The sequence below is a fragment of the Pseudoscardovia suis genome, from assembly GCF_002797875.1.
In the GTDB taxonomy this organism is placed as follows: domain Bacteria; phylum Actinomycetota; class Actinomycetes; order Actinomycetales; family Bifidobacteriaceae; genus Pseudoscardovia; species Pseudoscardovia suis.
Window position 1 is genome coordinate 267,085 of the sequence record NZ_PGFC01000003.1, and the last position, 25,344, is coordinate 292,428.

At 60.7% G+C, this 25,344-nt stretch carries 15 protein-coding genes and 1 tRNA gene; 5 read left to right on the forward strand and 11 right to left on the reverse strand.

From position 1 onward, the window contains the following. Nucleotides 1-56 precede the first annotated feature (56 nt). Both CLV65_RS05350 and CLV65_RS05355 read right to left on the reverse strand, forming a co-directional pair. Complete coding sequence (locus tag CLV65_RS05350; RefSeq protein ID WP_158216092.1) at nt 57-3,215, reverse strand: hypothetical protein; 3,159 nt, start codon at nt 3,213-3,215, stop codon at nt 57-59. Nucleotides 3,216-4,743: 1,528 nt separating this feature from the next. Continuing rightward, nucleotides 4,744-6,666, reverse strand: a complete 1,923-nt coding sequence (locus CLV65_RS05355; protein WP_157847228.1) for a serine/threonine-protein kinase — start codon at nt 6,664-6,666, stop codon at nt 4,744-4,746. Nucleotides 6,667-7,231: 565 nt separating this feature from the next. Between CLV65_RS05355 and purF the strand changes: the two genes are divergently transcribed. The 4 genes from purF to CLV65_RS05375 all read left to right on the forward strand — a co-directional run bounded on the left by purF (nt 7,232) and on the right by CLV65_RS05375 (nt 12,688). Further along, nucleotides 7,232-8,803, forward strand: coding sequence for an amidophosphoribosyltransferase (gene purF / locus CLV65_RS05360; RefSeq protein WP_094690908.1), 1,572 nt, complete (start codon nt 7,232-7,234; stop codon nt 8,801-8,803). A gap of 254 nt (nt 8,804-9,057) precedes the next feature. Further along, nucleotides 9,058-10,104 carry a phosphoribosylformylglycinamidine cyclo-ligase gene (gene purM, locus CLV65_RS05365; RefSeq protein ID WP_094690909.1) on the forward strand — a complete coding sequence of 349 codons (1,047 nt, stop codon included), beginning with the start codon at nt 9,058-9,060 and terminating at the stop codon, nt 10,102-10,104. 102 nt (nt 10,105-10,206) lie between these two features. Then, on the forward strand, nt 10,207-11,493 hold the full coding sequence (gene purD, locus CLV65_RS05370; RefSeq protein WP_094690910.1) for a phosphoribosylamine--glycine ligase: 1,287 nt from the start codon (nt 10,207-10,209) through the stop codon (nt 11,491-11,493). Between the two features lie 196 nt (nt 11,494-11,689). Continuing rightward, nucleotides 11,690-12,688, forward strand: coding sequence for a metal ABC transporter solute-binding protein, Zn/Mn family (locus tag CLV65_RS05375; RefSeq protein ID WP_094690911.1), 999 nt, complete (start codon nt 11,690-11,692; stop codon nt 12,686-12,688). 104 nt (nt 12,689-12,792) lie between these two features. Here CLV65_RS05375 and CLV65_RS05380 read toward each other — a convergent pair whose 3' ends face one another. From CLV65_RS05380 to purE, 3 genes are all read right to left on the reverse strand, one after another. Then, the gene (locus CLV65_RS05380; RefSeq protein WP_094690912.1) at nt 12,793-13,248 is read right to left on the reverse strand and encodes a Fur family transcriptional regulator; all 456 of its coding nucleotides are present in this window, start codon (nt 13,246-13,248) and stop codon (nt 12,793-12,795) included. A 159-nt stretch (nt 13,249-13,407) separates the two neighbouring features. Further along, complete coding sequence (gene purK, locus CLV65_RS05385) at nt 13,408-14,673, reverse strand: 5-(carboxyamino)imidazole ribonucleotide synthase (protein ID WP_420848384.1); 1,266 nt, start codon at nt 14,671-14,673, stop codon at nt 13,408-13,410. 314 nt (nt 14,674-14,987) lie between these two features. Continuing rightward, nucleotides 14,988-15,485: a 5-(carboxyamino)imidazole ribonucleotide mutase gene (gene purE / locus CLV65_RS05390; RefSeq protein ID WP_094690913.1), complete on the reverse strand. Its 498-nt coding sequence runs from the start codon at nt 15,483-15,485 to the stop codon at nt 14,988-14,990. 240 nt (nt 15,486-15,725) lie between these two features. Here purE and CLV65_RS05395 point away from each other — a divergent pair. After that, nucleotides 15,726-15,799: transfer RNA gene (locus CLV65_RS05395), tRNA-Arg, on the forward strand. Between the two features lie 40 nt (nt 15,800-15,839). Here the strand turns inward: CLV65_RS05395 and dnaG are convergent. The 6 genes from dnaG to CLV65_RS05425 form a co-directional block, all read right to left on the reverse strand. Continuing rightward, nucleotides 15,840-17,900: a DNA primase gene (gene dnaG / locus CLV65_RS05400; protein ID WP_094690914.1), complete on the reverse strand. Its 2,061-nt coding sequence runs from the start codon at nt 17,898-17,900 to the stop codon at nt 15,840-15,842. A 286-nt stretch (nt 17,901-18,186) separates the two neighbouring features. Next, a complete protein-coding gene (alr, locus tag CLV65_RS05405) occupies nt 18,187-19,542 on the reverse strand; it encodes an alanine racemase (RefSeq protein ID WP_094690915.1) in 1,356 nt (451 codons plus the stop codon). A 232-nt stretch (nt 19,543-19,774) separates the two neighbouring features. Next, nucleotides 19,775-20,293, reverse strand: coding sequence for an S-ribosylhomocysteine lyase (locus tag CLV65_RS05410; protein ID WP_094690916.1), 519 nt, complete (start codon nt 20,291-20,293; stop codon nt 19,775-19,777). A gap of 237 nt (nt 20,294-20,530) precedes the next feature. Then, entirely contained in the window at nt 20,531-22,570 is a 2,040-nt protein-coding gene (locus tag CLV65_RS05415; protein WP_094690917.1) for a RecQ family ATP-dependent DNA helicase, read from the reverse strand. Nucleotides 22,571-22,901: 331 nt separating this feature from the next. Continuing rightward, nucleotides 22,902-24,089, reverse strand: a complete 1,188-nt coding sequence (locus CLV65_RS05420; protein ID WP_094690918.1) for a cystathionine gamma-synthase — start codon at nt 24,087-24,089, stop codon at nt 22,902-22,904. Between the two features lie 79 nt (nt 24,090-24,168). Then, entirely contained in the window at nt 24,169-25,245 is a 1,077-nt protein-coding gene (locus tag CLV65_RS05425) for a pyridoxal-phosphate dependent enzyme (RefSeq protein ID WP_094690919.1), read from the reverse strand. Nucleotides 25,246-25,344 lie beyond the last annotated feature (99 nt).

Genomic DNA, 25,344 nt, shown 5'->3' on the forward strand with positions numbered 1-25,344 from the left:
CCCCTGCATCATGGTGATATGGTGCGTCATGTTGATATGAACATAACGGTACTCCATCATGCATGCGCATGGCTCGTGGCCTCATGCTGGCGTTTGTGTGATCGACGGTGCATGATTCGATTCACCAAGACAGTGCACATAGGAACACCAATCGCCACTCCCAGAGATGCAAGAAGCGTTTCCGTTCCTGTCGTCTGGTTTCCAGGCATCGAGACCAAGGGCTGATTCGGTGCAGCGGACACGCTCCACCCCCGTCGCGCCAATTGCACGCGAGTACCTTCTTCAGCTGTGTTGCCTGCTTTGTCAACTGCCACAACACTCACATCATGCTCATTGCCATCAGCCGGCACATCCGCCACCGTGCCGTCTCCAGCATCTCCCTCCCAATATCGCACCGCGGTGCCGTCCACGAACAGTTGTGCATGATCAATCATCATGGCATCATGCATATGCACGGAACCAGAAGCGCCCACATGCACTTGCGGCGGCGTGGAGTCCACAGCGAATGACAACTCAGCACTGGATTGCGCCGCGCCTCCCTCTTTCACACCCAATCTGGCGTTATCTGAATGATTCCCGGCTGCATCGGTCGATGAGACAAGCACCCGATACCAGCCGTCCTCGCTGAATACCTCGCCAGGAATCACATACCGTGTCATGCCCCATCCATTGGAATCCCCCTGTAGTCTGCGGTACTCGCCTTCCGCGAGCGAGCGCACTGAATCACCCCTCACCACTCGGATCTGCACGGACTCCGGTGCAATCCCGGACACGTTGATCTCGTCAATCTCCATGTCCGTCGCTTCCCGCAAGTACGCGCCATGCGCTCGCTCGGTGGATTCGGAAAACGCGTATGTGGAGCCGAAACGGTTAATCGAAAACCTCATATGCCGTTCTGCGACATTGCCAGCCTTATCGTGGGCGGACACCCGAAGGTCATAGACATCATCGAAGTCCCGCTCAGTCGAGAAATCCTCCAAGGCAAGCGTCATGCCAGTTCTATCCGCCTGTGCATCGACGGCCGGCTGCATCGCTCCCCTTCGCACTCCGGACAGGCTCCAGTCAACGCCTCCGTCGAGCATTGGCTCGTCCACCCGAATGGAAATAGCTGCACTTCCCGAATATGCGTGCGAGTCTTCGACACCATCAATGTGGATGCTGGGTTGAGTGGAATCAAGCACGAAGTTCGGAATCATCACTGTGTGAGCCTGGTTTCCTGCTTTGTCCATGGCATCAAGCCGCACAGCGAAGCTGCCTTCCTGATGCCATGAGTACGATGCACGCCACCGCGAATCCCCCACGTAATCCCATGTCAGTTCAGGAATCACGCTCACAGGATTCCCCGAAGCATCCTGGCCTTCAACGACCAAACGGGCGACCCCATCCTGCACGTTGCGTTCCACACACTCTAGTGACATATGCACAGCGTTCTTGAAATATTGCCCGTTCCCTTGAGTCGTCAATTCCACGTCCAGCCGAGGCTGGGTCATGTCCACGATGAAGCTCACATGGCTAGTGCTTGTTGCTTCGTCCGCCCCATTCGCCAAGGATGCCGCCCATACGTTGACCTCCCATACCCCATCGCTATCCGCAATGAAGGAGTACGTTCCTACACTGGATGCCAGCGTCGCTGCAGGAAATTCCGTGACAGGCGCATGAAGCGGACGGGACAATTGCAATTCACGTGCGAAAATGCTGCGCACCACTCGTCCGTCAACGGATGCCACGCCGATCACGCGACCGGGATCAGACCATTGAATCGCCTCCAACGCCACATCATCAATGCGCACCATGATCGATGTGGGATGAGAGCAAAATGCGATGGCTTCACGCGTCGTCGACTGATTCATGTCGCGTCCACACTCCTCGTGGACTATGCCGGCTGAAGGAGCGTCCGGCTCCATCACGATGACCGCGGCGCCCACCGACGACTGGCCTGCGGCATTCGCCAACGCGTCAGACAGGCGCATGACCGTGCTGTTGCCCGCATGGTCGCGCACAGCCACACCGAGACGCGATGAGTCCCACTTGTATGCGTCACAGGGGAATTCCACGAATGCCGCATCGCCCTCCATGCCCACTGTCAGTGGTGTTGCCGGGCACGATTGCGCATCAGCGTATTCCCGCTGCGCGCCCATGCATTCCAGCTGTGCATCAGCCAATCCGGCCCCTTCATCCGCAAGGTCATCGGCGATAATGCGAAATCCTGGATGCACGCGCATCCATCCGCCCACGAGCTCATAAGTGCCGTCTACTCGCATGCTGCCAATCGTGGGCGGGGTCATGTCTACGACGAATTCACACGAAGGCATGCCGGCGTCCGCATCATGGCATGCTCGTATCGCCTCTTGGCTGCCAAGCAGACCCTGATACGAGGCCGTGTAACGATATGTTCCCTCCCGCAACGCCGACATGCCTTCGGTCCGGATTCCACCCACTGCACACCGTATCCGCCACTGATTGGCGCGGTCGATATTATCGCCGTTCATCATCTCGGCATCGCCCTGCTGTGTGGAATCCGCGTCGGTGTGGTCATCCATGCCGCCGATGCACTCAGCGTCCCAGCCGGTCACCACAGAAGGGTCGGAACCATCCGGCACACTTGCAATGATTTCTGCGAGCGCCCCGGTCTGCGCGTCTGCCTGTGTGGCCGCCTCGTCGTCCGTTTCTCGAGCTGCACCCTCCGTGCTTCGAGCTCTTCCAGCAGCCTGATAGAACGCAAACCACCGGTCGGTCACGGTCAGCGCAAATTCGACTGGAGAAGAGAAGTAATAGCGCGATCCCACCGTGGCATGGGCTGCGGATGATGCTTGTGCTGCCGGCTTATCAGAAGGCGCATTTGTGACGGGAACCACATCCACTTCCAACCCTCTTCCCGGGGTTTCGCCTTGGTCGATGATCACCGCATCATAGTCCGGCGCGTCATCAGAATCGGCCAATACACGGGAGATGGCATAGGCCGTCCGCTGTTGCGTGGATTCGACATCCACCGTAAAGCCCGAGAGAGAGTACATGCCTTCTGCGGTCACCGAGAAGGAGACCGTGCCCCGCGCACCGTGTGGTTTGCTGGCACCATCCGTAGCATCATCCGCATTGGACGCACCGGAATCATTCCGTACGTCTGGTGCATCTGGAACATCTGCGGCATCGTCCACGGCGTCATCCTTGGTATTGGCGTCATCCTTGATATCATCCGCAACGGATACCCATTCCACCTGTTTCTCCATCGTCACGTCTAGACCCAGCGCATTCCCCGAGGCATCCGCGGGTGCCGGAGCATGCAGGCGTATCACGACCGGTGCATCACGATCGGGGTCCGTGGAATCAGGACGGGACACAGGACCCGAAGCGTCAGTGGACTGGCCGGCATCTGCTGACGTGTTGAATCCTTCTGGACCCTCACAGGAGGCGCAGGATACTGATACTGTGATTCGCAGTTCGGCCGGTAAACCGTCCTTGCCCAATGACATCGTTCTGTTCCCGTTGAAAGCCACAGGCCCTGTCTTCCGTCCAATGCCATCCACATGAGCCCGCACAGCGTACCCCGCAAAGGATGATTCTGGACTAACCCCAGTCGTGGGCACAGTGCCGGACGTGTTGTGCCCACCAGAGGAGGCCTGAGAATCAGCAGATGCATCAGCCTGTGCTTTCCCACCAGCCTGCGTTGTTCCGACAGCCCCTGTTGCCCCATCAGACGGCCCGGCGGTCACAGGCGGCTGGTGGCTCGCTGAAGAGCGTCCCTCCCGCGATAACGTGGAATCGGAAACGTCATATGCATGGGACCGCGGTGATGACAAGCCCACTGCCAGCCACGCGCAGCCAAAGACCAGAATCGTCAGCAGCGTTGCACCGATGATGCGCGCAGTGCGCAGCGACAGTGCCCGCCACGATTGCCGGCGGGCGGCGATCTGCGCATCCGCCCTGCCTCGACGCTTCACTCGGCTGGATTCCATGCAGCCTCGCTTCTGCCGATCATGCATTCCCTGATTCCCTCCCACGCGGTTTCGACCCGTGTGACTCCTTTTCACGCAATTGCGCTCCGTTTGATTGCCTTTCATGCATCCTCCTTTTGTACTGTTGCTCTGTTGCTTTGCGTTGTTGCTCTGCTGCTTCGTTTCGTCGCTCTGCTGCGTTGTTGCTTTGTTTTGAAAATCACTGTTCTGAAGTTCACTGCCTAGAAGCTCAATCGCGCGGTCGCTGCGCAATATGGCATGGTCGCTGCGTAATGTGGCACGACAGCCCTGCGATGCCTCGTGACTCATCACCACATGACTCATCACCGTTGCATCCGATTCCTCACATGACAGCACCGTTGCATCATCCACCGCCGGTTTTCTTTCAGCTTGCGAATGCCGATGAGACGCAACATTGTGCTGGACAGCTGCATCCCCGACTGTCACCGTCATGCACCCCTTGTTTGCTGTATTTTTATTGTTTTCTGCATTCTCCCCATCGCCTGCATTCTCCCCGTCGCCTGCATTCTCCCTATGCCTGCGACGGTATTCCTGTATCTCCCGGCGGCGCTGCCTACCATTGAGCATGGCACGGATTGCATGCACATCCCAAGCCACATACATCGCAGCGGCACACAGACTGATCACGAGACCTGTGGCGAGGGCAATGTTCGACATCGTCGCCCACGTCTGTGCGGGCACACCATGCCATGCCAACTCTGCCAACTGCACCGACGCAGCCGGATTCATCCATGGTTCCACAATCACTGTGACCGCCTCCTCACTGTTGTCATCTCAGTGCTGTTGCCATCTCAGCACTGGGCTCTGTGACACTTTCCTCACCGTGCCTGTCTCTTCCTTGCTCACTCTTCGCGTCCATGCCAGCCCCATCCATGCCAGCCCCATCCATGCCAGCCCCAGGATCTGAAAACGCCTGCTCCATGGCTGCCCGTAAATCATCCGCGGCATGCAGTATGCGTGCCTTCATATCCGCCTGTTTGCGCCCAATGGCCTCCGTGCGCAACGCCAGCTGCATAGCTTGTGATTCGAGTGCACGCATCCGCTCAAGCGTGATGGCGTCATAACGGAAATGACGCGGATACACTTGCAACGCCACGACAATCTGCCAAGCCGCTGAGAGCGAGACCACGGGATTGGCGTCATCGGCGGCCGTGCGCACCATCCGTTCAAGATTGCTGAAATACGCGGCATAGAGCCCTTTGTCAGTTCCCTCATTGGCCCGTTGCACAATCTGCACGGAGAAATCCGCCATATCGGCATACACCTGCGCGGAATCCAATTCTTCGAAACCACCAGCGTCCACCGCCTGCCGCATCCACGACGATGCACTTGCCATCGCATGATTGCGTGGCTTGGCCCAACAGCTGTCAGTGGTTTCATCCGTGCCGCACGCGTCATCCGCATCCGCGTAATACCAATACAAAACTCCCATGCCATAGCACAATCGGCCCCATCCGTCCGCCTGGGATTCGAGTTCAGCGGCATGCGCCGTCAGTTCATCGCACAACTCCGATTCCTCACGGGAGTCAAACACGCCATCTGCCTTCGCTAGGCGAATCATCTCTTCGTAAGGCTCCGTATGCGTTGGCGAGGCATGTATCGCATATCGGTACGCCTGCCATGACTCGTGTGCATCAGCGGAAAGCCCGGCTACCGTCATCCAATGCGAATAATCGTTGTTACGAACATGCCAAGCGGCAGCAGCAAAACAAGGACTTGCCCCCAATACCACGGCAGCTGCGAGCACTGTCGCCACGAAACCACGCCACCGCCTGCGCACACTTGCTTGGAAAGCCCCGTCGTCGCAATGCTTCAAGGCGTATGCCACATGTGCGCAGGACGCGAACCGTTTCGCCGGATCGTCTTCCATGCATCGCTCCACCACCTGTCTGAGCGCTCTGTCACACGCCACGCCGTACCAATCCACGCCCCGGCGAGGATGCCGAGCCGTCAATGCGGCGTACATGGTCGCTCCCAGCGCATAGACATCCACTCGTGGATCAGCGGAACAACACGATCGGGCACTTCCGCGATTGCATTCGGCGGCAGCGCCATCCACTGTGCCATCTGCGATGCCATCCGCGATGCCATCCGCAACATCGTTCGCAGCGAACTGCTCCGGCGCGCTGAAGCCTGGCGTGCCTCTCCCCCGTTCAGGGGACCCAGAGCGTTCATGGGCGATTCCGAAATCTATGAGACGCACCTTGCCTTCCGGCGTGATCATGATGTTGCCGGGTTTGATGTCCCGATGCACCACTGGCGTCTTCCTGCCATGCAGGTATTCGAGCACATCGCATAGCTGCAACGCCCACTCCACGACTGTGCTGGCAGGTTGGCGCCCTGAATCGATGATGATGGTGCGCAGGGTCACGCCCTCCACATAATCCATGACGACGAACAAGCCCAAAGAGTTCTCTACGAAGTCCACGATCCTCGGGATGCACGGATGGTCGAAGCGTTTGATGAACGCTGCCTCCGCCCGGAACGCAGCCAACGTCGACGGCTCATCATCCCGAGGACGGCAGTGTTTCACCGCCCACAGTTTGTTGAGCGTCATATCCCGCGCCGCGTACACCACGGACACCCCTCCACGGCCGACCACGAAGAGAAGCAGATACCGCCCGCCGATGAGGCTTCCCACGGCATCCCCGGCAACAGACGGCTTGCCGGGCTGCGTCTTGAAGCGCGACATTCCAGCACCCGACGCATGTGCATCCCCTGATGCACACGCGTCCCCTGCTGCACCTGTCAACGAACCTGCTGATGCACCTGTGTTTGTTACAACTGACGCACCTGTGTTTTTTACAGCTGACGCACCCATGACAGTCCTCTCGTTTGTGCCACTTCCGCGTGGTACACGGGGCTGCCGCGTCGCGTCTGAACCTTTCGCAGCGGCTACCGCGAAAGGCAATCCAATTCATATGTGTTCCGAGACTACCCCATGTCAGAGCCTCACAGGGGCGAATGTGGAAAACTTTCGCCTTCTTTTTCGACACGCGCGCATTTGCAACCTTCCCGTGGCGTGTTGTGCGAAATTAGTTATCCACAGCCCCGTCCCACCAGCACGCGCATCCCTACTTTTCGCGCCAAGCATGACGCGTGTTTTATGTAGCCGCCGATTGGTAATGTATCAACGTAACGTCTGGGCAGGTCCCGTTCCCCGTCAACGCTTCACATGCTGGGTTTCGATACCTGCCAGGAATCATCCACAACCCACGAATACATCTGGAAGAACAGCAACAAGCTAAGGAGTGCGCATGTCTGCTGAGCTCGAAGGTCTGCATGAGGAGTGCGGCATTTTTGGCGTCTGGGGTCATCCCGATGCCGCAAAACTCACGTATTTCGGATTGCACGCGCTTCAACACCGCGGCCAGGAAGGTGCAGGCATCGTCTCCAGCGGCAACGGCCATCTCACCGGTTACCGTGGATTGGGATTGCTCAGCCAGGTGTTCGAAGACGAACGCTCGCTCGAACGCCTCACCGGTGACAAAGCCATCGGCCATGTGCGCTATGCCACCAGCGGATCGGGCGCGCTGAGCAACATTCAGCCGTTCATCTTCCGCTTCCATGACGGCGACGTGGCGCTGTGCCACAACGGCAACCTGACGAACTGCCCCACACTGCGCCGCCAGCTTGAAGACGAAGGCGCCATCTTCCACTCCAATTCCGACACCGAAGTGCTCATGCACCTCATCCGCCGCTCCAAGCAGCCGAACTTCATTGAAAAGCTCAAGGAATCCCTCAACATCGTGCATGGCGGCTTCGCCTACCTGCTCATGACCGAGGACGCGATGATCGGCGCGCTCGACCCCAATGGCTTCCGCCCGCTGTCCATCGGCCAGCTGCAAAACGGCGCTTACGTGCTCGCTTCCGAGACCTGCGCGCTCGATACCGTGGGCGCTGAATTCATCCGTGACATCGAGCCTGGTGAAATCGTCATCGTCGACGATTCCGGCTATCGCATCGAAAAATACACCGAGCACACGCAGAAGGCCATCTGCTCGATGGAATTCATCTACTTCGCCCGCCCCGATTCCAACATCGACGGCGTCAACGTGCATTCGGCACGCAAGCGCGCCGGTGCACGCCTCGCCAAGGAGGCCCCGGTGGACGCCGACATGGTGGTAGCCGTGCCCAATTCCTCGCTGTCGGCCGCCTCGGGATATTCCGAAGCCAGCGGAATCCCCAACGAAATGGGCTTGGTCAAAAATCAGTACGTCGCCCGCACCTTCATCCAGCCGACGCAGGAATTGCGTGAACAGGGCGTGCGCATGAAGCTTTCCGCTGTGCGTGGCGTCGTCAAAGGCAAGAGGGTCATCGTCATCGATGATTCCATTGTGCGCGGCACCACCTCGCGGCGAATCGTGCAGCTGCTGCGTGAAGCCGGCGCCTCCGAAGTGCACATGCGCATCGCCTCCCCGCCGCTGCGCTACCCCTGCTACTACGGCATCGACATTTCCCGCACGTCCGAGCTCATCGCCGCACACAAATCCGTGGAGGAGATCCGCGAATACATCGGCGCCGATTCCCTGGCGTTCCTCTCCATCGACGGCTTGGTCGAGACGATTGGCCTCAACGCCGACGCCCCTTACGGCGGGCTGTGCGTCGCCTACTTCAACGGCGACTATCCGACGAGCCTGGACGATTACGAGCAGGAATTCCTGGCAAGCATCTCGCCCGAGGACCGTGCGCGCCTCACCCGCTTCGCCCGCGAAGACAGCAACTACGTGGGCAACGAGTTCAGCTCCGCCGCCGCATTCTCCGCAAAAAACGCAGGCCGGCAGCAGGACGACACCGAGACGAACTCGAGGATCTCCGTCGCCGAGTAGCCTCGCCCACCGCTTGCGCACAAGCGAAGCCGTGCATGCCGACCAGACAGCCTGCGCTGCGACCGACCACACGGCTTCGCCCACGCGGCAAACACATAGCATCAAACAGCAAACGCCATCCCACGCCGCGCGCGAATTGCGGATAGACTACCAAGTGGAAGCGATGCCACTCACAGCGCGCGTCATGGCACCAGTAGTCATGGCACCAGTCAATCGCGCACCCGTGCACCACAGAAAACACAACAGGAGTATCAATGCCCACAGCATATGAAAACGCTGGAGTCAGCGTCGAAGCCGGCTACGAAGTCGTCAAGCGCATCAAGTCCCATGTGGCGCGCACCAACCGCCCCGGAGTCATGGGCGGCATCGGTGGATTCGGCGGCCTATTCGACTTCGCATCCTTGGGCTACAAGGAGCCTGTGCTCATCTCCGGCACGGACGGCGTGGGCACGAAGCTCATGATCGCCAAGATGGTCGGCAAGCATGACACGATCGGCGTTGACTGCGTCGCCATGTGCGTCAACGACATCGCCGCCTGCGGTGCCCAGCCGCTGTTCTTCCTTGACTACATCGCCTGCGGCAAGAACGACCCGGCCCTTCTCGAAAAGGTCGTCTCCGGCGTTGCCGATGGCTGCGTCCAGTCCGATGCCGCATTGGTCGGCGGTGAAACGGCCGAGATGCCCGGCATGTATGACCCGGATGAATATGATCTCGCGGGCTTCGCCGTGGGCGCTGTCGAAAAGAGCAAGATCGTTGACGGTTCCGGCATTGCCGAGGGCGACGCTCTCATCGGCCTGCCGTCCACCGGCGTGCATTCCAATGGTTTCTCGCTCGTGCGCAAGGCGCTGTTCGAGCAGGCTGGTTACACGGTCGACACGAAGCTTGACGAACTGGATGGCAAGAGCTTGGGCGAGGTCCTGCTCGAGCCGACGAAGATTTACGTCAAGACGCTTCGCCCGCTGTTTGAAGCTGGCGTCGTCAAGGGTGTCGCGCACATCACGGGCGGCGGCTTCATCGAAAACATCCCGCGCATGATCCCGCAAGGCCTGGCAGCCCACATCAATCTGGGCACGTGGCCGGTGCTCCCCATTTTCAACGTCATCGAGAAGGCAGGCGCCATCGACCACATGGAGATGTACAACATCTTCAACATGGGTCTGGGCATGGTGCTCGCCGTTGACTCAGCCCGCGCTGACGAGACGCTGCAAATCCTGCACGAGCATGGCGAGGCCGGCTACAAGGTCGGTTCGATTGAACGACAGAATGGCGACGATCGGGTCACGTTCTCCGCACAGCAATAATCCGTCACAGCAATCGATGCCGTGGCGGTCCTCAACAAACCGATCCCGGCATCACACAAGATGTCGGGATTTTCCATATCCCGAAGAAAGGCATACCACACCATGGGTCTCAAGGTTCTGGTCATCGGGTCCGGTGCACGCGAACACGCCATCGCCCACACGCTTCTCAAAGGTTCCAGCGTCGAGCAGGTGTTCGTCGCCCCCGGCAACCCTGGCATGGCGCAGGATGGAATCACCATCGTGCAGCTGGCACAGCACAATCAGGCCGCACTCATTGACTTCGCCAAGGAAAACGCCATCGATTTCGTGTTCGTCGGCCCGGAAGCACCGCTGATCGATGGCATTGTCGACACTTTCGAAGCCGCAGGAATCAAGGCTTTCGGCCCCAACAAGGTTGCGGCGCAGATCGAGGGCTCCAAGACGTTCGCCAAGGAACTCATGGCACGTCACAACATTCCCACGGCGCAGTACCGTTCGTTCTCCTCGCTGGAGGAATCCAAGGCATATGTCGCTGAGCATGGCGCTCCGATCGTCATCAAGGCCGACGGCCTGGCTGCCGGCAAGGGCGTCACCGTCGCCATGGATGAGGACACCGCCTACAAGGCCTTGGAAGAGATCTTCGTGGATCACCGTTTCGGTGCCGCTGGCTCGTCCGTGGTGATCGAGGATTACCTCGAGGGTCAGGAATTTTCGCTAATGAGCTTCGTGCGCGGCAAGGAATTCTGGCCGATGCCGATTTCTCAGGACCACAAGCGTGCGCATGATGGCGACAAGGGACCCAACACCGGCGGCATGGGCGCCTACTCCCCCGTTCCTCAGATTCCCCAGTCCGTCATCACCGAGGCAATCGACACAATCGTGCGTCCGGTGACCGCGGCGATGGTGGATGAGGGAACGCCTTTCAATGGCATCCTGTATGCGGGGCTCATCGCCACGAAGGAAGGCCCGAAGGTCATCGAGTTCAATGCCCGCTTCGGCGATCCTGAGACGGAAGTCGTGCTGCCCAAGCTCACCAGCGACCTGGGCGAGGCGCTCAAGACGATCCTCGACGGCGGCACTCCGACATTCACGTGGGACGAACACCGCACGACGCTTGGCGTGGTGCTGGCGTCGAACGGCTACCCGATCAAGCCGCAGACCGGCTTCGCGGTGCCGAGGTTCGACCTGTCCGGCGATCCGGATGCGCATGTGTATTACGCAGGCGTGAAGAACACAGAGGACGGCTTGGTCTCCGACGGCGGCCGCGTGCTTCTCGTCGAGACGACCGGCAATGACATTGCCGATGCACAGCGCAAGGTGTATTCCATCGTGGACGCAGCCCAGACCACCGGCTACTTTTATCGTCATGACATCGGCGCGAAAGGCCTTCCCGGATATCAGGCCGATTGATCAGCCGACCAGCTGATTGCAGGATGCTGCATCGGCTTGTCTGTGTATGGCGGAGCTCAGGGGCTCCGCCATTTTCATACCCATGACACGCACCGATACCCACGACACGCTACGTCAGATGGCATTGCACGACTTGTCATGGGTCCATGTATGATATACATTGTTATTGAGAACGTTTATCAATTAAGGAGACAGGATGGTTCACAGCCACAACTTCCTCAAAGCAGTCGGCGCAGTGGCGGCACTCGCGCTCACCGTCACACCGCTTGCCGCGTGCGGCGGCTCCTCGTCGGCGGGAGAAAGCTCTTCGTCGCAGGATTCCTCGAAGATCTCCGTCGTCGCCAGCATCAGCCAGTGGGGTTCGTTTGCCGAAAAAATCGGCGGCGACGATGTGAACGTGACCAACATCGTCTCTAGCACCTCCAGCACGGATTCCCACGAATACGAACCCACCGCCACGGATGTGTCCGCCCTGACGGACGCCCAAGTCGCCATCGTCAACGGCGCAGGCTACGACACCTGGGCCACGGATGCACTGGAGAACGACTCCGACACCACGGTCATCAATGTCGCCACCATCACCAACACCAGCGACGGCGCCAACCCCCATCTGTGGTTCTCAAAGGATGCTCGCGACAAGACCGCCCAGGCCGTGCATGACGCCTTGGTGAAAGCCGACCCTGCGCACCAGAGCGATTACGACAAGAACCTCACGACATGGCAATCCGCCGAAACCAAGCTTGACTCCGGCATGAGCGAAATCAAGGAACAGGTCAGCGGCGACACCTACGTCGCCACCGAGAGCGTGGCGCAATACCTGCTCGACGACCTGGGAATGGTCGACAAGACACCCGCCGGTTACAAGAACGCCATGGCCAACGAAAGCGAACCCTCCGCGCAGGACGTGGATGAGATCACCAAGCTCATCACCAGCAAGTCGGTCGACGCCCTGGTGGTCAACGACCAAGAGAGCAACACGACCACCGAAAACCTCGTGACCGCTGCGAACAATGCCAAGATCGCAGTGTTCCACGTCACCGAATCAATGCCGGCGGAAACGACGAACGTGCTCGATTGGATGAACTACCTCGCCAATTCGCTGATGCTCATCGTGCCGACGAGCGGTTCGGCAAGCGCCTCTGCCTCGGCATCTGCCTCTGCTTCCGATTCCAGCTCGGCTTCCTCCAGCAACTGAACCGCGCACAGCGTGCGAGCGACCGCTGCGAGAAGCCCCGTCGCCATCAGGCCCCTGCACCATTCCACGTGGTGCAGGGGCCTGATTCGTTGCTTCTGCCAGCCTTACTCGCCCTGCTGGGCTTGTTGGGCTTGCTCACCCTGCTTGCTTTGCTTGCCCGCCTTCTTTTTCTTCTGGCAATCGCTGCACAGTCCGAAGACCTCAAGCACATGGCGGGAGATAGTGAACCCGTTCTCGGCAGCGATGGCACGCATCCAATCACCGTCCGGCGGTTCGATCTCCACGGTCTTGCCGCAGCCTTCGCACACGAGATGATGATGATGCTTGGGAGTTTCCACGCACAGGCGATACAGCTGCCGGCCGCCCATCGAAATCGTGTCTGCCGAGCCGGATTCCGCCAAGGAATTGAGCTGACGGTATACGGTCGCCAGACCCACCGTGCGATGCTGTGCACGCAACTGCGCATACAGGTCGGAGGCAGAGATGAAATCATCCGCCTCGCGCAACGCCTCGGTTATGGCGTCCTTCTGCTCCGTATGCCGGCTTTTGCCCGTTGCCATTGTCCTCCTCACCATTCAAGGTTTGCGATTGGTGTGCGATTGCCGAATGCGACGGTCGCCGCGCACAACAACAATTGTCGAACGCTACGACCGCCAGACGCCCCCACGAATCGTCGGCTGCTGGCAGACGGAACCGTGGATGATGCCTGTTGCAGGCGCCTACGCCAAATCCGCCCAGCAACCCGTCGCTTCCAGCTCCTGCGCGGTGCGCGCCGTGTCATCCGTGAGCACCGTGATGTGTCCCATCTTGCGATCGTGCTTGACCTGTGCCTTGCCATAGTCATGCGTGAACCATTCGGGATGCTGCCCGATGAGCGCACGGGTGGGGGCGACATGCTGGCCGAGCACATTGACCATGACCGCAGGGCTCAGAAGCCGGGGCTCGGGAAGCGGCCAGCCGGCGATGCCGCGCACATGCGCCTCGAACTGATCGATGGAGCATGCCTCGATGGTGTAGTGGCCAGAGTTGTGCGGACGCGGCGCCAGCTCGTTGACAAGCACGCCGCCGTCCTTGAGCACGAACAGCTCGATGCCCAGGGTGCCGGCAAGCTTGAAGCCCGCCGCCAGACGCAACGCAAGGTCACGCGCCGCGGTGGCGAGCGGGGAGTTCGGGTCCGCCGCATGCTCAGCCGGGGCAATCGTCATGTGCAGGATGTTGTTGCGATGCACGTTGCGCACCACAGGGAAAGTGACATACTGCTCGCCATTGCCACTCACAAGGACGGATGCCTCATAAGCGAAGTCCACGAAGCCCTCGAGGATGGACGGCGCAAAACCGCCGTGAGCGTCTTCCCCGTCGACGCCGTCGCCAGCCTCAAGCCCATGCCCAGTGCCGTCCCACGGTGTTGTATGCGCGACTTCTTCCACATCGGCCTGGGTGCGCAGCACGAACTGGCCGTGACCGTCATACCCTCCGCGCGTCGTCTTGAGCACCGCGGGCAGACCGATCTGCTCCACCGCGGCACGCAGGTCGTCCATGCTGTTGACGGCACGCCACGGAGCGGTGCCGATGCCATGCTTGTTGATGAAGGTCTTCTCGTTGATGCGGTCCTGTGTGACGCGCAGCAAGTCAGTTCCTTGCGGAATCTGCGTCACATCACGCACGGAATCAAGCGCATCGGCGTCCACGTTCTCAAACTCATACGTGAGCACGTCACTGCGCTCGGCGAGCTGACGGATGGCGGCCTTGTCGTCATATTCCGCCACGATCTGCCAGTCCCCCACCTGGGCTGCCGGGCAATCCGGCGTGGGATCGAGCACTCCGACACGGAATCCCATGTATTTGGCGGAAAGCGCCATCATCTGACCAAGCTGACCGCCTCCCACGATTCCAATCGTCGAACCCGGCTGCAGCAACTTCGTTTCGCTCATGACGCTTCCTTCATGGAACTTGATTTCGTGAATCATTCTTCGTGGATCATTCATAGATTAGACCGTCCGGCCCACAGGTCGAAGGCATATGGCCACAGGCCTGGCTGCGGACGGCTGCACCGCGGTTACATACTACAGTTGCCCGTCCACGACAGCGCCCGGCATACCACGTGATTTTTCTCACGGATCGTTGCAGATCACGCTGATTCACGTGCATGGTATACCGGGCCCTGTTTCAGTCTGTTGTTAGTTCAACCGTCTTGTCAGGTCAGCCGCATTGTCGTTCCAACGCACCGCCCTAGTGTCACTGCAGACTTGCGTTGCCGTTCCTGCCTTGATAGAGCATGGTTGCAACGTCGCGATGGCGTTCACACCAATTCGGCGTTGGACTGGGCAACCTTCTCCTTGAGTTCATTGCGGTAATCGGCAAGGGCCGTGACAAGGCGCTCGTCCGTGGTCGAAAGAATCTGCACAGCCAGCAAACCGGCATTCGTCGCGCCGGAATTGCCCACAGCGGTCGTCGCCACAGGAATGCCGCCGGGCATCTGCACGATCGACAGCAGCGAATCCCAGCCGGAAAGCGCGTGGGACCGCACCGGTACGCCGATGACGGGAAGCGTGGTCTGCGCCGCGATCATGCCCGGCAGGTGGGCCGCACCGCCGGCACCGGCGATGATGACGTGAAGACCGTTGCCGCGCGCATCATGAGCGAACTGCGCCATGAGCTCCGGCGTGCGATGCGCTGAAATGACCTGCTTCATGTAAGGCACTTCAAAACGATCGAGGATGTCGCATGCATGCTTCATCGTTTCCCAATCGCTCGACGAACCCATCACGACGGCGACAATCGGCTTGCTATCTGTCATGTTTCCTCCAACGCCACGGCCCACAGCCTTTGCAGGCAACTACGCCATCAGTCTACGCGATGGGGCGGAATGCCCGGCAAGGCATGTTGGGGACGCACGCTGCGCATCGCGGAAGCGCCAGCAGCCGCGAAACCCTTGGCGACGCGCCACTGATGCAATCTGCATACCGCCCGCGCCACGCAACGGCGCTGATGTTGCTACAATGCTTCGTGGACGTGCGTGATGTGACGCACGACTGTCGCCCCAGTAGCTCAGTTGGATAGAGCAACGTCCTTCTAAGTCGGAGGTCGCCGGTTCGAATCCGGCCTGGGGCACTTTGTTTTGCGAAGGGCACTTTGTGAATCGGCGACCGCGTTAGCGCACGTTGGAGTTATAGACGTAATCCTGAATCTGCTTGCGCTGCTGCTCGATGGCGGAGACCTCGCCCAGCAGACGGAATTTCGCCTCCCCCTCGGGCATGCCCTTCATGCGAGCGCGAATCTGCCCTATGCGGCGCACGCAATCGGCGTCAAGCAGTTTCACCAGCAGCTGCAGCGCATAGTTGGCCTCCCGGGAACTGGCGGCACGCAAAGGCGCGGAAGCCCCAGCCTGACGTTGCTGCTCTACAATCTGCGGGTCGGCAATGACCGGCAGCGGCATCGCAGCCAGCTGCTGCACGACGGGGGCGAGCATGGGACCGGCCATCTGCACAAGCGTCTCCACCCATGCGGATGCGTTCAAGCCGCTGTCCGCCGCGGGCAGCCCGCCTACAGCCTGGACCACATCGAACAGACTTTGGAACGTGGGGATGCGGAAGCAGTTTTCCGTGAGATTGGCAAACTGCGTGGGATCGAACGCCCGCGGCAATTGCACCACCATTCCCATGAACTGCTGCTCGGTGCTGAACACCGCGTCATCGACGGAATAATAATTCTGGTTCGCCGCATCGAAACGCGCCACCGCCTGCGGCGACACCATCTCCTGCTGCCCCGCGCCTGCCGGTCCGCGCATCGATCTGCGCGCGAACCCATGCGTCTCAGGGACTGGGGCATAGATGTCTTCGGAACGCACGTGCTGACGTTTGCGCTCCTCGGACACCGCCTGCCGGAGCATTGCCACGTCCATGCCTATGCGCCCTGCCGCCTTGCGCGTGTAGGCGTCGACAAGGGAACGGTCACGAATCTGCGCCAGAATGGGCGCCACCGCGCGCGCCGCGCCGACGCTCCCGGGAGTGATCTGGGTGTCGAATCTGTCGATGATCGAATCGATCACGAAATCGTACAGCGGTTTCGCATCCTTGATGAGGTTGCGCACAGCGGCATCACCGTCTTTGATGCGCAGATCGCACGGATCGAGACCGTCGTGCGCCACCGCCACAAAAGTCTGTGTGAGGAACTGGCCGTCGAATTGAAACGCACGCAGTGCAGCCTTCTGCCCGGCGGAATCACCATCAAAGGTGAACACCACACGCGATCCGTCGACCGGCCCCACCAATTGGATGGATCCCAGTTTCTCGTCAGCGATGAGCCTGCGCACGATTTTCGCGTGCTCTTCGCCGAACGCGGTGCCGCATGTAGCAACCGCATTGCGCACCCCCGCTAAATGGCATGCCATCACATCGGTGTAGCCTTCCACAATCACGATTTGATGGGTTTTGCGCACGGTTTCCTTCGCCATGTCAATGCCATACAACACTTTGTTTTTGTGGTAGAGCTCCGTGTCCGGCGTGTTGATGTATTTGGCTTCGATGCGGTCGTCGTCAAACAGCTTGCGGGCGCCGAAGCCCAGCGTGCGACCGGTGGTGTCGCAGATCGGCCACGTGACCCTGCCTTGGAAGTAGTCATAGGCACCATGACTGCCCTGTCGAGCGAGACCGGCCCCCACCATTTCTTCAATGGTGAATCCCTTCGACGACAGGTGGCGCACCAGTTCGTTGCCGCCGCGCGGCGCATAACCGCAGCCGAAGCGCTTGCACGCCTCTTGCGGGAAGGACCTGCCGGCAAGCAGCTGCCGCGCCTTGAGAGCCTCGGGAGAAAACAGCTGTGCGCTGAAGAAGTTCTGTGCTTCGGAGCAAGCTTCCAACAAGCGTGCGCGCGATACGCCGCGGTGCCGCGAACCGCGATCCTGCGTTCCTTGCTGATAGTGCAGCTCGTAATGGTAACGGTCCGCCAGCAATTCCAGCGCCTCGCGAAAGTCGATGCCGTCGCGTTCCTCCACGTAGTTGAACACATCGCCGCTTTTGCCGCATCCGAAGCAATGCCAGTAACCGTTGGATGGATTGACGGAGAAACTCGGTGTCTTCTCGTCATGGAACGGGCACAGCCCCATGTATTGGGAGCCGCTCTGCTTGAGCATCACATCATCCGACACGATGTCATACAGGTTCGCCATCGAGCGAATCTTCTCAATGTCTTCCGGCACGACGAAGCCAGCCATCAGCATCCTCCCTGTCCATCGGCAATCACGAGCGGCAATCACTAGCGTTTGCCAGCAGATTCCAAAGTCTGCGCGCCATCTCCGCAACAAGACCCCGGCGGGCAGACCAAGCACCCAAAAGTCTACCGCAGCACGACCAGCGTCGCCGCTGCATCCCTGCGCAACCTCCACGCCGAGCGGACCAATGCTGGCGGCGGAATAACATGTGCCGCCGCGTCTCACCACCGCGACGGCACATTCACAACGCTTCACGCCGCCAGCCCCACCCGGCGACGTGCAAGCACCGTCACAACAATGCGTTGGGATCGAGCAACGCGCGGTCCGCCTCGGGCAGCACGTCGGCATTGAGATAGAGACGCGGGATGCGATTGCGCAGGCAGGTGAAGATCTCATAGCTGATCGTATCGGCTGCGCGCGCCCAGTCGTCGGCGGTCGGCTCCACGAAACCATCACCGCGGCCAGGTCCGAACAGCACCACGGTGTCGCCTTCCTGCACGCCCAGATCAGCGGCGCGACCCTTGAGGTCGATGATGAACTGATCCATGCACACGCGGCCGCTCACGCGATACAGGCGCGGACCATCGTTCGTCATCACGCGCACGGGACCGCCGAGCTTGAGCTCATGCTTGGCGCCCTGCGGGTCGAAGCCAGAGGCGGAGCGATGGATGCCGTCGGCGTAACCCAGCGGCACGATGGCGGTGCTGGTGTCCTGCGGAGTGAGGTACGTGCGGCCGTATGAAATGCCGTGGCCTGCCTCCACGTCCTTGACCGTGCCCAGCTGAGCCTGCAGCGTCATCGCCGGCGTGAGGCCCCAATCGCGCGGCGTGCCCATCTCAGAATCAGGCTCATAGCCATACAGGCCGACGCCGGGGCGCGTGAGCTCGAAGTGAATCTCCGGGCGATTGAGCGTGGCGGCGGTGTTGGCCAAGTGACGGATGCGCGGCGCAATGCCAGCGGCTTCCATGCGACGGGTGAAATCATTAAAATTGCGCACCTGCTGGTCGGTCGCCGCCACGAAATCAGGCGTGGACGGGGCGTCCGCCACCGCCAGGTGACTCCACTGCCCCACGATGTCAAGCACGCCTTCCTCGGCGAGTGGCACGAGCTTGGCGAGCGCGGCGTCGAATCCTTGCGGCGTGAAACCATTGCGACCGAAACCGGAATCCACCTTCACATGCACGCGAGCGGTCTTGCCCAGACGGCGCGCCGCGGCAGCAACACCATCGATGCCAGGCAGGGAGCCGACAGAGATGTCAATGTCGTTGTCGATCAATTCGTCGAACGGCACTTCCGCGCCGGAATACACCCACGTGAGGATGTGCGCGCGGTCTGGGCCGATGCCAGCCTTGCGCAGCAGCAGGGCCTCATGGGATTGCGCAGTGCCCAGCCACGTGGCGCCACCTGCGAGCGCCGCAAGCGCCGCGGGGATCAAGCCATGGCCGTAGGCGTCCGCCTTGACGACGCCCATGACCGCGGTGCCCGAATGTGCACCGCCGCATACTTCGACCAAGTGCGCCATGTTGTCGCGCAAGGTTTTGAGGTCAACGATCGCCTGCGCGGGATACTGCCTGCGTGCGCGATCATAGTTTGCTTTGCCGGTTTCACTGGAGAAGGCCCATTCGGGGGCTGCACTCAAAGTCATGTCTCTATTGTGCCGCGACCATGGGTCAAGCGTGAACGCGTTGCGCATGTCTATCGGGCATGCGGTCGGCAAGGCACGCGTTCGATCAGGTGTGCATATCGGTAGGGCGCGCATGTCGGTCGAGAACCGCAGCAATCAATTGGACGCCGCAAATGAAAAAGCCGGTGGGATTCCCACCGGCTGCACCCCGCAGGAAGTGCCCCTGTGGAAGTGTTTCAATCACACGTTTTAATCAGACGATCTTGCTGCGGTCCCAGGCGTCGGAGCTGATGCCTTCGTCCAAGATTTTCTTCGCCCACTCCTTGGCGGTGAACAGCGAATGGTCGCGATAGTTGCCGCAGCTGGTGATGTCGTGCGCCGGCACGTCATCCCACGTGGCCTTGTAGGCGATGAATTCAAGGGATTCCTTCAACGCCACCGCCACGTCATGCGTGCTGTGGCGGCCCCACGCGAGCAGGTGGAAGCCGGTGCGGCACCCGAACGGCGAGCAATCGATGTAGCCGGGGATGCGTTCGCGCAGTGTCACGGCGATCGTATGCTCGATCGTGTGCAGGCCGCCGGTGGGGATGGCATTCTCGTTGGGCTGCACGAGGCGCAGGTCGAAGTTCGAAATCTCATCGCCCTTGGGCCCCTGTTCCACGTCAATCAGACGCACGTACGGCGCCTTGACCTTCGTATGGTCGAGCGTGAAGCTTTCGACGACCGGCTTGGATTCCTGGGATGCGCTTTCGTGAGCGGTATTGTCTGCCATGTTTCTCCTCCTTGTATGTCGTGTGCTTGTATGTCGTGTGCGACTTGCATCGCATGCAAGTGAACCGCGCCAATGGATGTGCTCCATTATCGCGCGACAACCCGCCCACACGCCGTCCGGGCTATCGCTTGCGTTTATGGCAAGCTACCGCGCCCGCCACAAACCCCATGCCCGTCGCTTCTTGGAATCGATACGAAAGCCCGCCGCACACTGGTCAATGACACGCCATAGCGCGCCTCAATCACGGTCAGCAAAAGAAGCAATCGCTTGCATGAAGCGCTCGCCATAGGCTTCCAGCTTGCGCTCGCCCACACCGCTGATCGCAAGGAACGCATGGGGCGTGGTCGGCTTGTCGCGCACCATCTGACGCAGCGTGCGGTCGTTGAACACCATGTAGGGCGGGTGCCCTTCCTCGCGGGCGATCTGAGTGCGTACACGGCGCAGTTCCTCGAACAGCTCGGCGTCATCCGTCGAGTCGAATGTGGGCTTTGCCGTCGCATCGCCGCGGGAACCCGCACCATAATCCGCGACCTTGCCAGCGCCGGCGCCCAAGTTGCGAGACGCCTCCCGCTTGACCAGATAGCGGAACTCGCGATGCGTCGTCTCTTCCATGCGCGGGCCGAACAGTACCACGGGGAAGCGCCCTTCCGCAATGACGAGGAATCCTTCCGACGCCATTTGCGTGATGAGGTCCTTGATGCCAGCCAGTGGCATGGACGAGAGCGAACCGTACATCTTGTTGGCGGACAGGCCACTGGATGCCATCGCCGCGGATTTGGATCCGTGGAGCATGTCGGCAAGCTTGCTTTTGCCCACGCCATGGCCGCCATTGCGCGTTGTGTAGAACACGCCGCGCATCACGCAGATTGCAGCCTGTGTCATGTCGATTGTCTCGAACGTGCCCTCGCAGTTAAGGCAATTGCCGCAATGCTCCGAGTCTGGCGTTTCGCCAAAATAGCGCAGAATCACCGCGCGCAGGCATTGCGTGGTGCGGCAGTATCCCGCCATCACGTTGAGCTGAGCACGCTTGGAGGCGATGAGCGCTTCCTGCTGAGCGATGAACGGATCAGGCTCGCCGCCCATGCCGGCGCCAGGGTCATCCGGGCTGCCAAAATCCTCTGGACTGCCAACAGAAATCGCGACACGAGAATCGGCAAAGCCACCAGCGCCCTCCGCGTCACCGCCGGCACCACGGCCGGCGCCCAGCGCGACCGCATCCTGGTTGATGAAGCGCGTGCGCAGATTGATGTCCGCATCATTCCACAGCAGCATGCAACGCCCCGGGTCCCCGTCGCGCCCGGCGCGGCCAGCCTCCTGGTAGTAAGCCTCCATGCTGCCGGGCATGTTGTGGTGTATCACATATCGCACGTCCGGCTTGTCGATGCCCATGCCAAATGCGTTCGTCGCCACGATCACACGCACCCGGTCTGCTACGAAGTCCTCCTGCACGCGGCGTCGCTCGTCCGCGTTCATGCCGGCATGGTAGGCGCGGGCATTGGCACCGGCAGCGCGCAACTGCTCGGCAAGGTCATCCACTTCCCTGCGGCTTGCGCAATAGATGATGCCTGAATCATCGGGATGCCCGCTCACATACTGGCCGATCCATCGATCCTTGTCGGCACGGGACATGCGGCGTGTGCCGAACCACAGGTTCGGTCGGTCGAAGCTTGTCTGGATGATCTGCGGGTTGCGCAAACCAAGCACGCGGACGATGTCGTCCTTGACGCGCGGCGTGGCAGTGGCGGTGAATGCCGCAAGCCGAGGCCTGCGGGGCAATCCCGACACAAAATCGCCGATCATCGAGTATTCCGGGCGGAAGTCATGCCCCCATTGGCTCACGCAATGCGCTTCGTCCACCGCCACGAGCGCTATGTCAAGGCTGGCCGCAAGATCGCGAAAATCCCGTCGCGACAAGCGTTCCGGCGCGCAATACAGCAGCACGACCTCACCGGCGCGCACGCGGTCCATCACGTCACGCTGCTCGTCAGAGCTCAGCGATGAATTGAGATAGGCCGAGGGCACGCCCGCCGCCTCCAGCGCCGCCACTTGGTCGTGCATCAACGCGATGAGCGGCGAAATGACGATGGTGAGCCCCTCGAAAAGCAGGCTGGGCACTTGGTAGCACAGGGACTTGCCGGCACCGGTTGGCATGATGGCAAGGGTGTCGCGACCGCTTAATATCGCTTCGATCGCCTGCCGCTGCCCAGCGCGGAAGGATTCATAGCCAAAATACCGTTTGAGCGCCGCCTGCGCATCAGCCATCGCAATGCCAGCCATCGCATACCTCCCTTGCCAAGCCCGTGCGTGCCACGCCACCGCAAAACATCATCATGCCCGCAAAACACCGTCATGCCACCGTGGCCACTCAACGATCACGAAGCACGGGTTTCGCCATCGCATGCCTTGCGAAAAACAAAACCGCCGTCTGCCATTGTACGAAACGGCAGACGGCGGCACGCTTCACGCCTGGCACCCTTCATGCCTGGCACCCTTCACGCCCGGCACGCGACTGGCATGCGGCACGCCGAGATCATAGGCGCAGGCACCAGGCTTGCAGCGAGCGGATTCTCAAACCCGAGGCCTCGAAGCCTTGCTTACGCGTTCACTCTTACGCGTTCACTGTGGCAAGCGCCTGGTCGAGGTCAGCGATCAGATCGTTCACATCCTCGATGCCCACGGAGATGCGCACGAGGTTGTCGGGCACGGCATTCGACGTGCCGGCGACGGAAGCGTGCGTCATCGCGGCAGGATGCTCGATGAGGGATTCGACACCGCCGAGGGACTCAGCCAGGGAGAACAGTCGCGTGGATTCGGCGAACTTCAGCGCCGCGGCCTTGCCGCCGGAAAGCTGCACGGAGACCATGCCGCCGAAACCGCCGTGCATCTGGCGTGCGGCGATGTCATGGCCCGGATGCGATTCAAGACCGGGATACCACACCTTCTCGATGCCGTCGGCGCCTTCGAGATGCTGAGCGATGGCGAGCGCGTTCTCGCTGTGGCGCTGCATGCGCAGGGGCAGGGTCTTCAGGCCGCGAATCTGGATCCAGGAGTCGAACGGGCTGGGCACGGCGCCAGCGGAGTTCTGCAGGAAGCCGAACTTTTCGGCCAGCTCATCATCATCGACCACGAGAGCACCGCCGACGACATCGGAATGGCCTCCGATGTACTTCGTCGTGGAGTATGCCACAACGTCGGCACCCAGCTCGAGCGGGTGCTGCAGGGCCGGGGATGCGAAGGTGTTGTCGACGACCACGATGAGGCCATGCTCGTGTGCGATGGCAGCGGTGGCTTCGATGTCGGTGATGGCAAGCAGCGGGTTGGACGGCGTTTCGATCCAGATGAGGGCGAAGCTTTCGGTATTGAGCGCCTTGTTGACGGCGGCGAGGTCAGAGACGTCCACGGTGGTGATCTTGACGCCCCACGGCTCGAACACCTTGGAGAGCAGGCGGTAGGTGCCGCCGTACACGTCGTTGCCGAGCATCACGCGGTCGCCGGGCTTGAGCACGGAGCGCAGCAGCACGTCGATGGCGGCGAGGCCGGACGAGAACGCGAGCGCATGCTTGGCGCCTTCGATGGCAGCGAGCTGTTCGTCGAACACGTTGCGGGTGGGGTTGATGGAGCGGCTGTAGTCGTAGCCGTTGATCGGCTGGCCCACGTGCGGCTGGCGGAAGGTGCTCGTCATGTAGATGGGCGGCACGACGGCGCCGGTCGTGGGATCGGGTTCCTGCCCGGCGTGGATGGCGCGGGTGGCGATGGCGTCGTTGCTGAAGTCCTGAGCGGTGGTTTCATTGGTCATTGTTGTTCCTTACGTTGTGAATGCTTTTGTGTGTTACTGGACTGTGTGTTGTTGACTGGTGTTGCTGACGAGAATCGGCTCAGCGTCCCTGTGCGGCGGCCTTGGCGTTCGCGTCCGCCTGCACGGAGGCGATGGCGTCGTCGATGGTCTGCTGCGCGGTGGAATCACCACGGGCGGCCGCCTCGTCCTCCAAGATCTTGCCGAAGCCGTTGTCCTTGAGCCACTGGTCGTTGAAGATCGTGGACATGTAGCTGCGTCCGGAATCGGGAAGCAGCACGACCACGAGGTCGTCTTTCGTGAGCTTCTCGGCTTTCGCCATCTTCAGAGCGCCGACGACAGCCATGCCGCTGGAGCCGCCGACAAGCAGACCCTCTTCACGCGAAAGGCGGCGTGCCATGGCGAACGATTCGAGGTCGGAGACGTGATAGAAGCCGTCGACGAGGCTGGGGTCGTAGATGCCCGGGTAGAAGTCCTCCCCCACGCCTTCGACCTTGTAGCCGTGCACGTCGCTGGGGTTGGAGTAGATGGAACCGTCGGGGTCGGCGCCGATGGCGCGCACAGCGCCGTTCGAGACCTCCTTGAGGTACTTGCTCACGCCCATCATCGTGCCGCAGGTGCCCATGCCTGCGACGAAGTGCGTGACCTTGCCGTCCGTATCACGCCAGATCTCGGGGCCGGTCGTGCGGTAATGGCTTTCGGGGCCGTTCACGTTGAAGTACTGGTTGGGCTTGTATCCGCCGGGAATCACTTCGGCGAGGCGATCGGAGATGTTGTAGTAGGAACGCGGGTCGTCCGGTTCGACGTTCGGCGCCACAACCACGGACGCGCCGTAGGAACGCAGCACCGCGCGCTTTGCTTCGTTGACTTTCTCGGGCACCACGAACACTGCGTTGTATCCGCGCTGCTGTGCGACGAGGGCCAGGCCGACGCCCGTGTTGCCGCTCGTGGGTTCGACGATCGTGCCGCCGGGCTTGAGCTGGCCGTCGCGCTCGGCTGCATCGATGATGCGTTCGGCGATGCGGTCCTTACTGGAGCCCCCTGGGTTGAAGTATTCGACCTTGACGGCGATGGTGGCGTCGATGCCCTCGGTCACGCGGTGAAGCTTGACGAGCGGGGTGTTGCCGATGAGGTCTGTGATTTGTTCTGCGATCTTCATGATGTGTGCCTTACTGTGCGTTCTGCTGATTGGTTTCCAAGTGTGTGGACGAGTTTCGTTCGACGGTTGCGGTGTAAGGCTGAGAGTCGCTGCGCATTG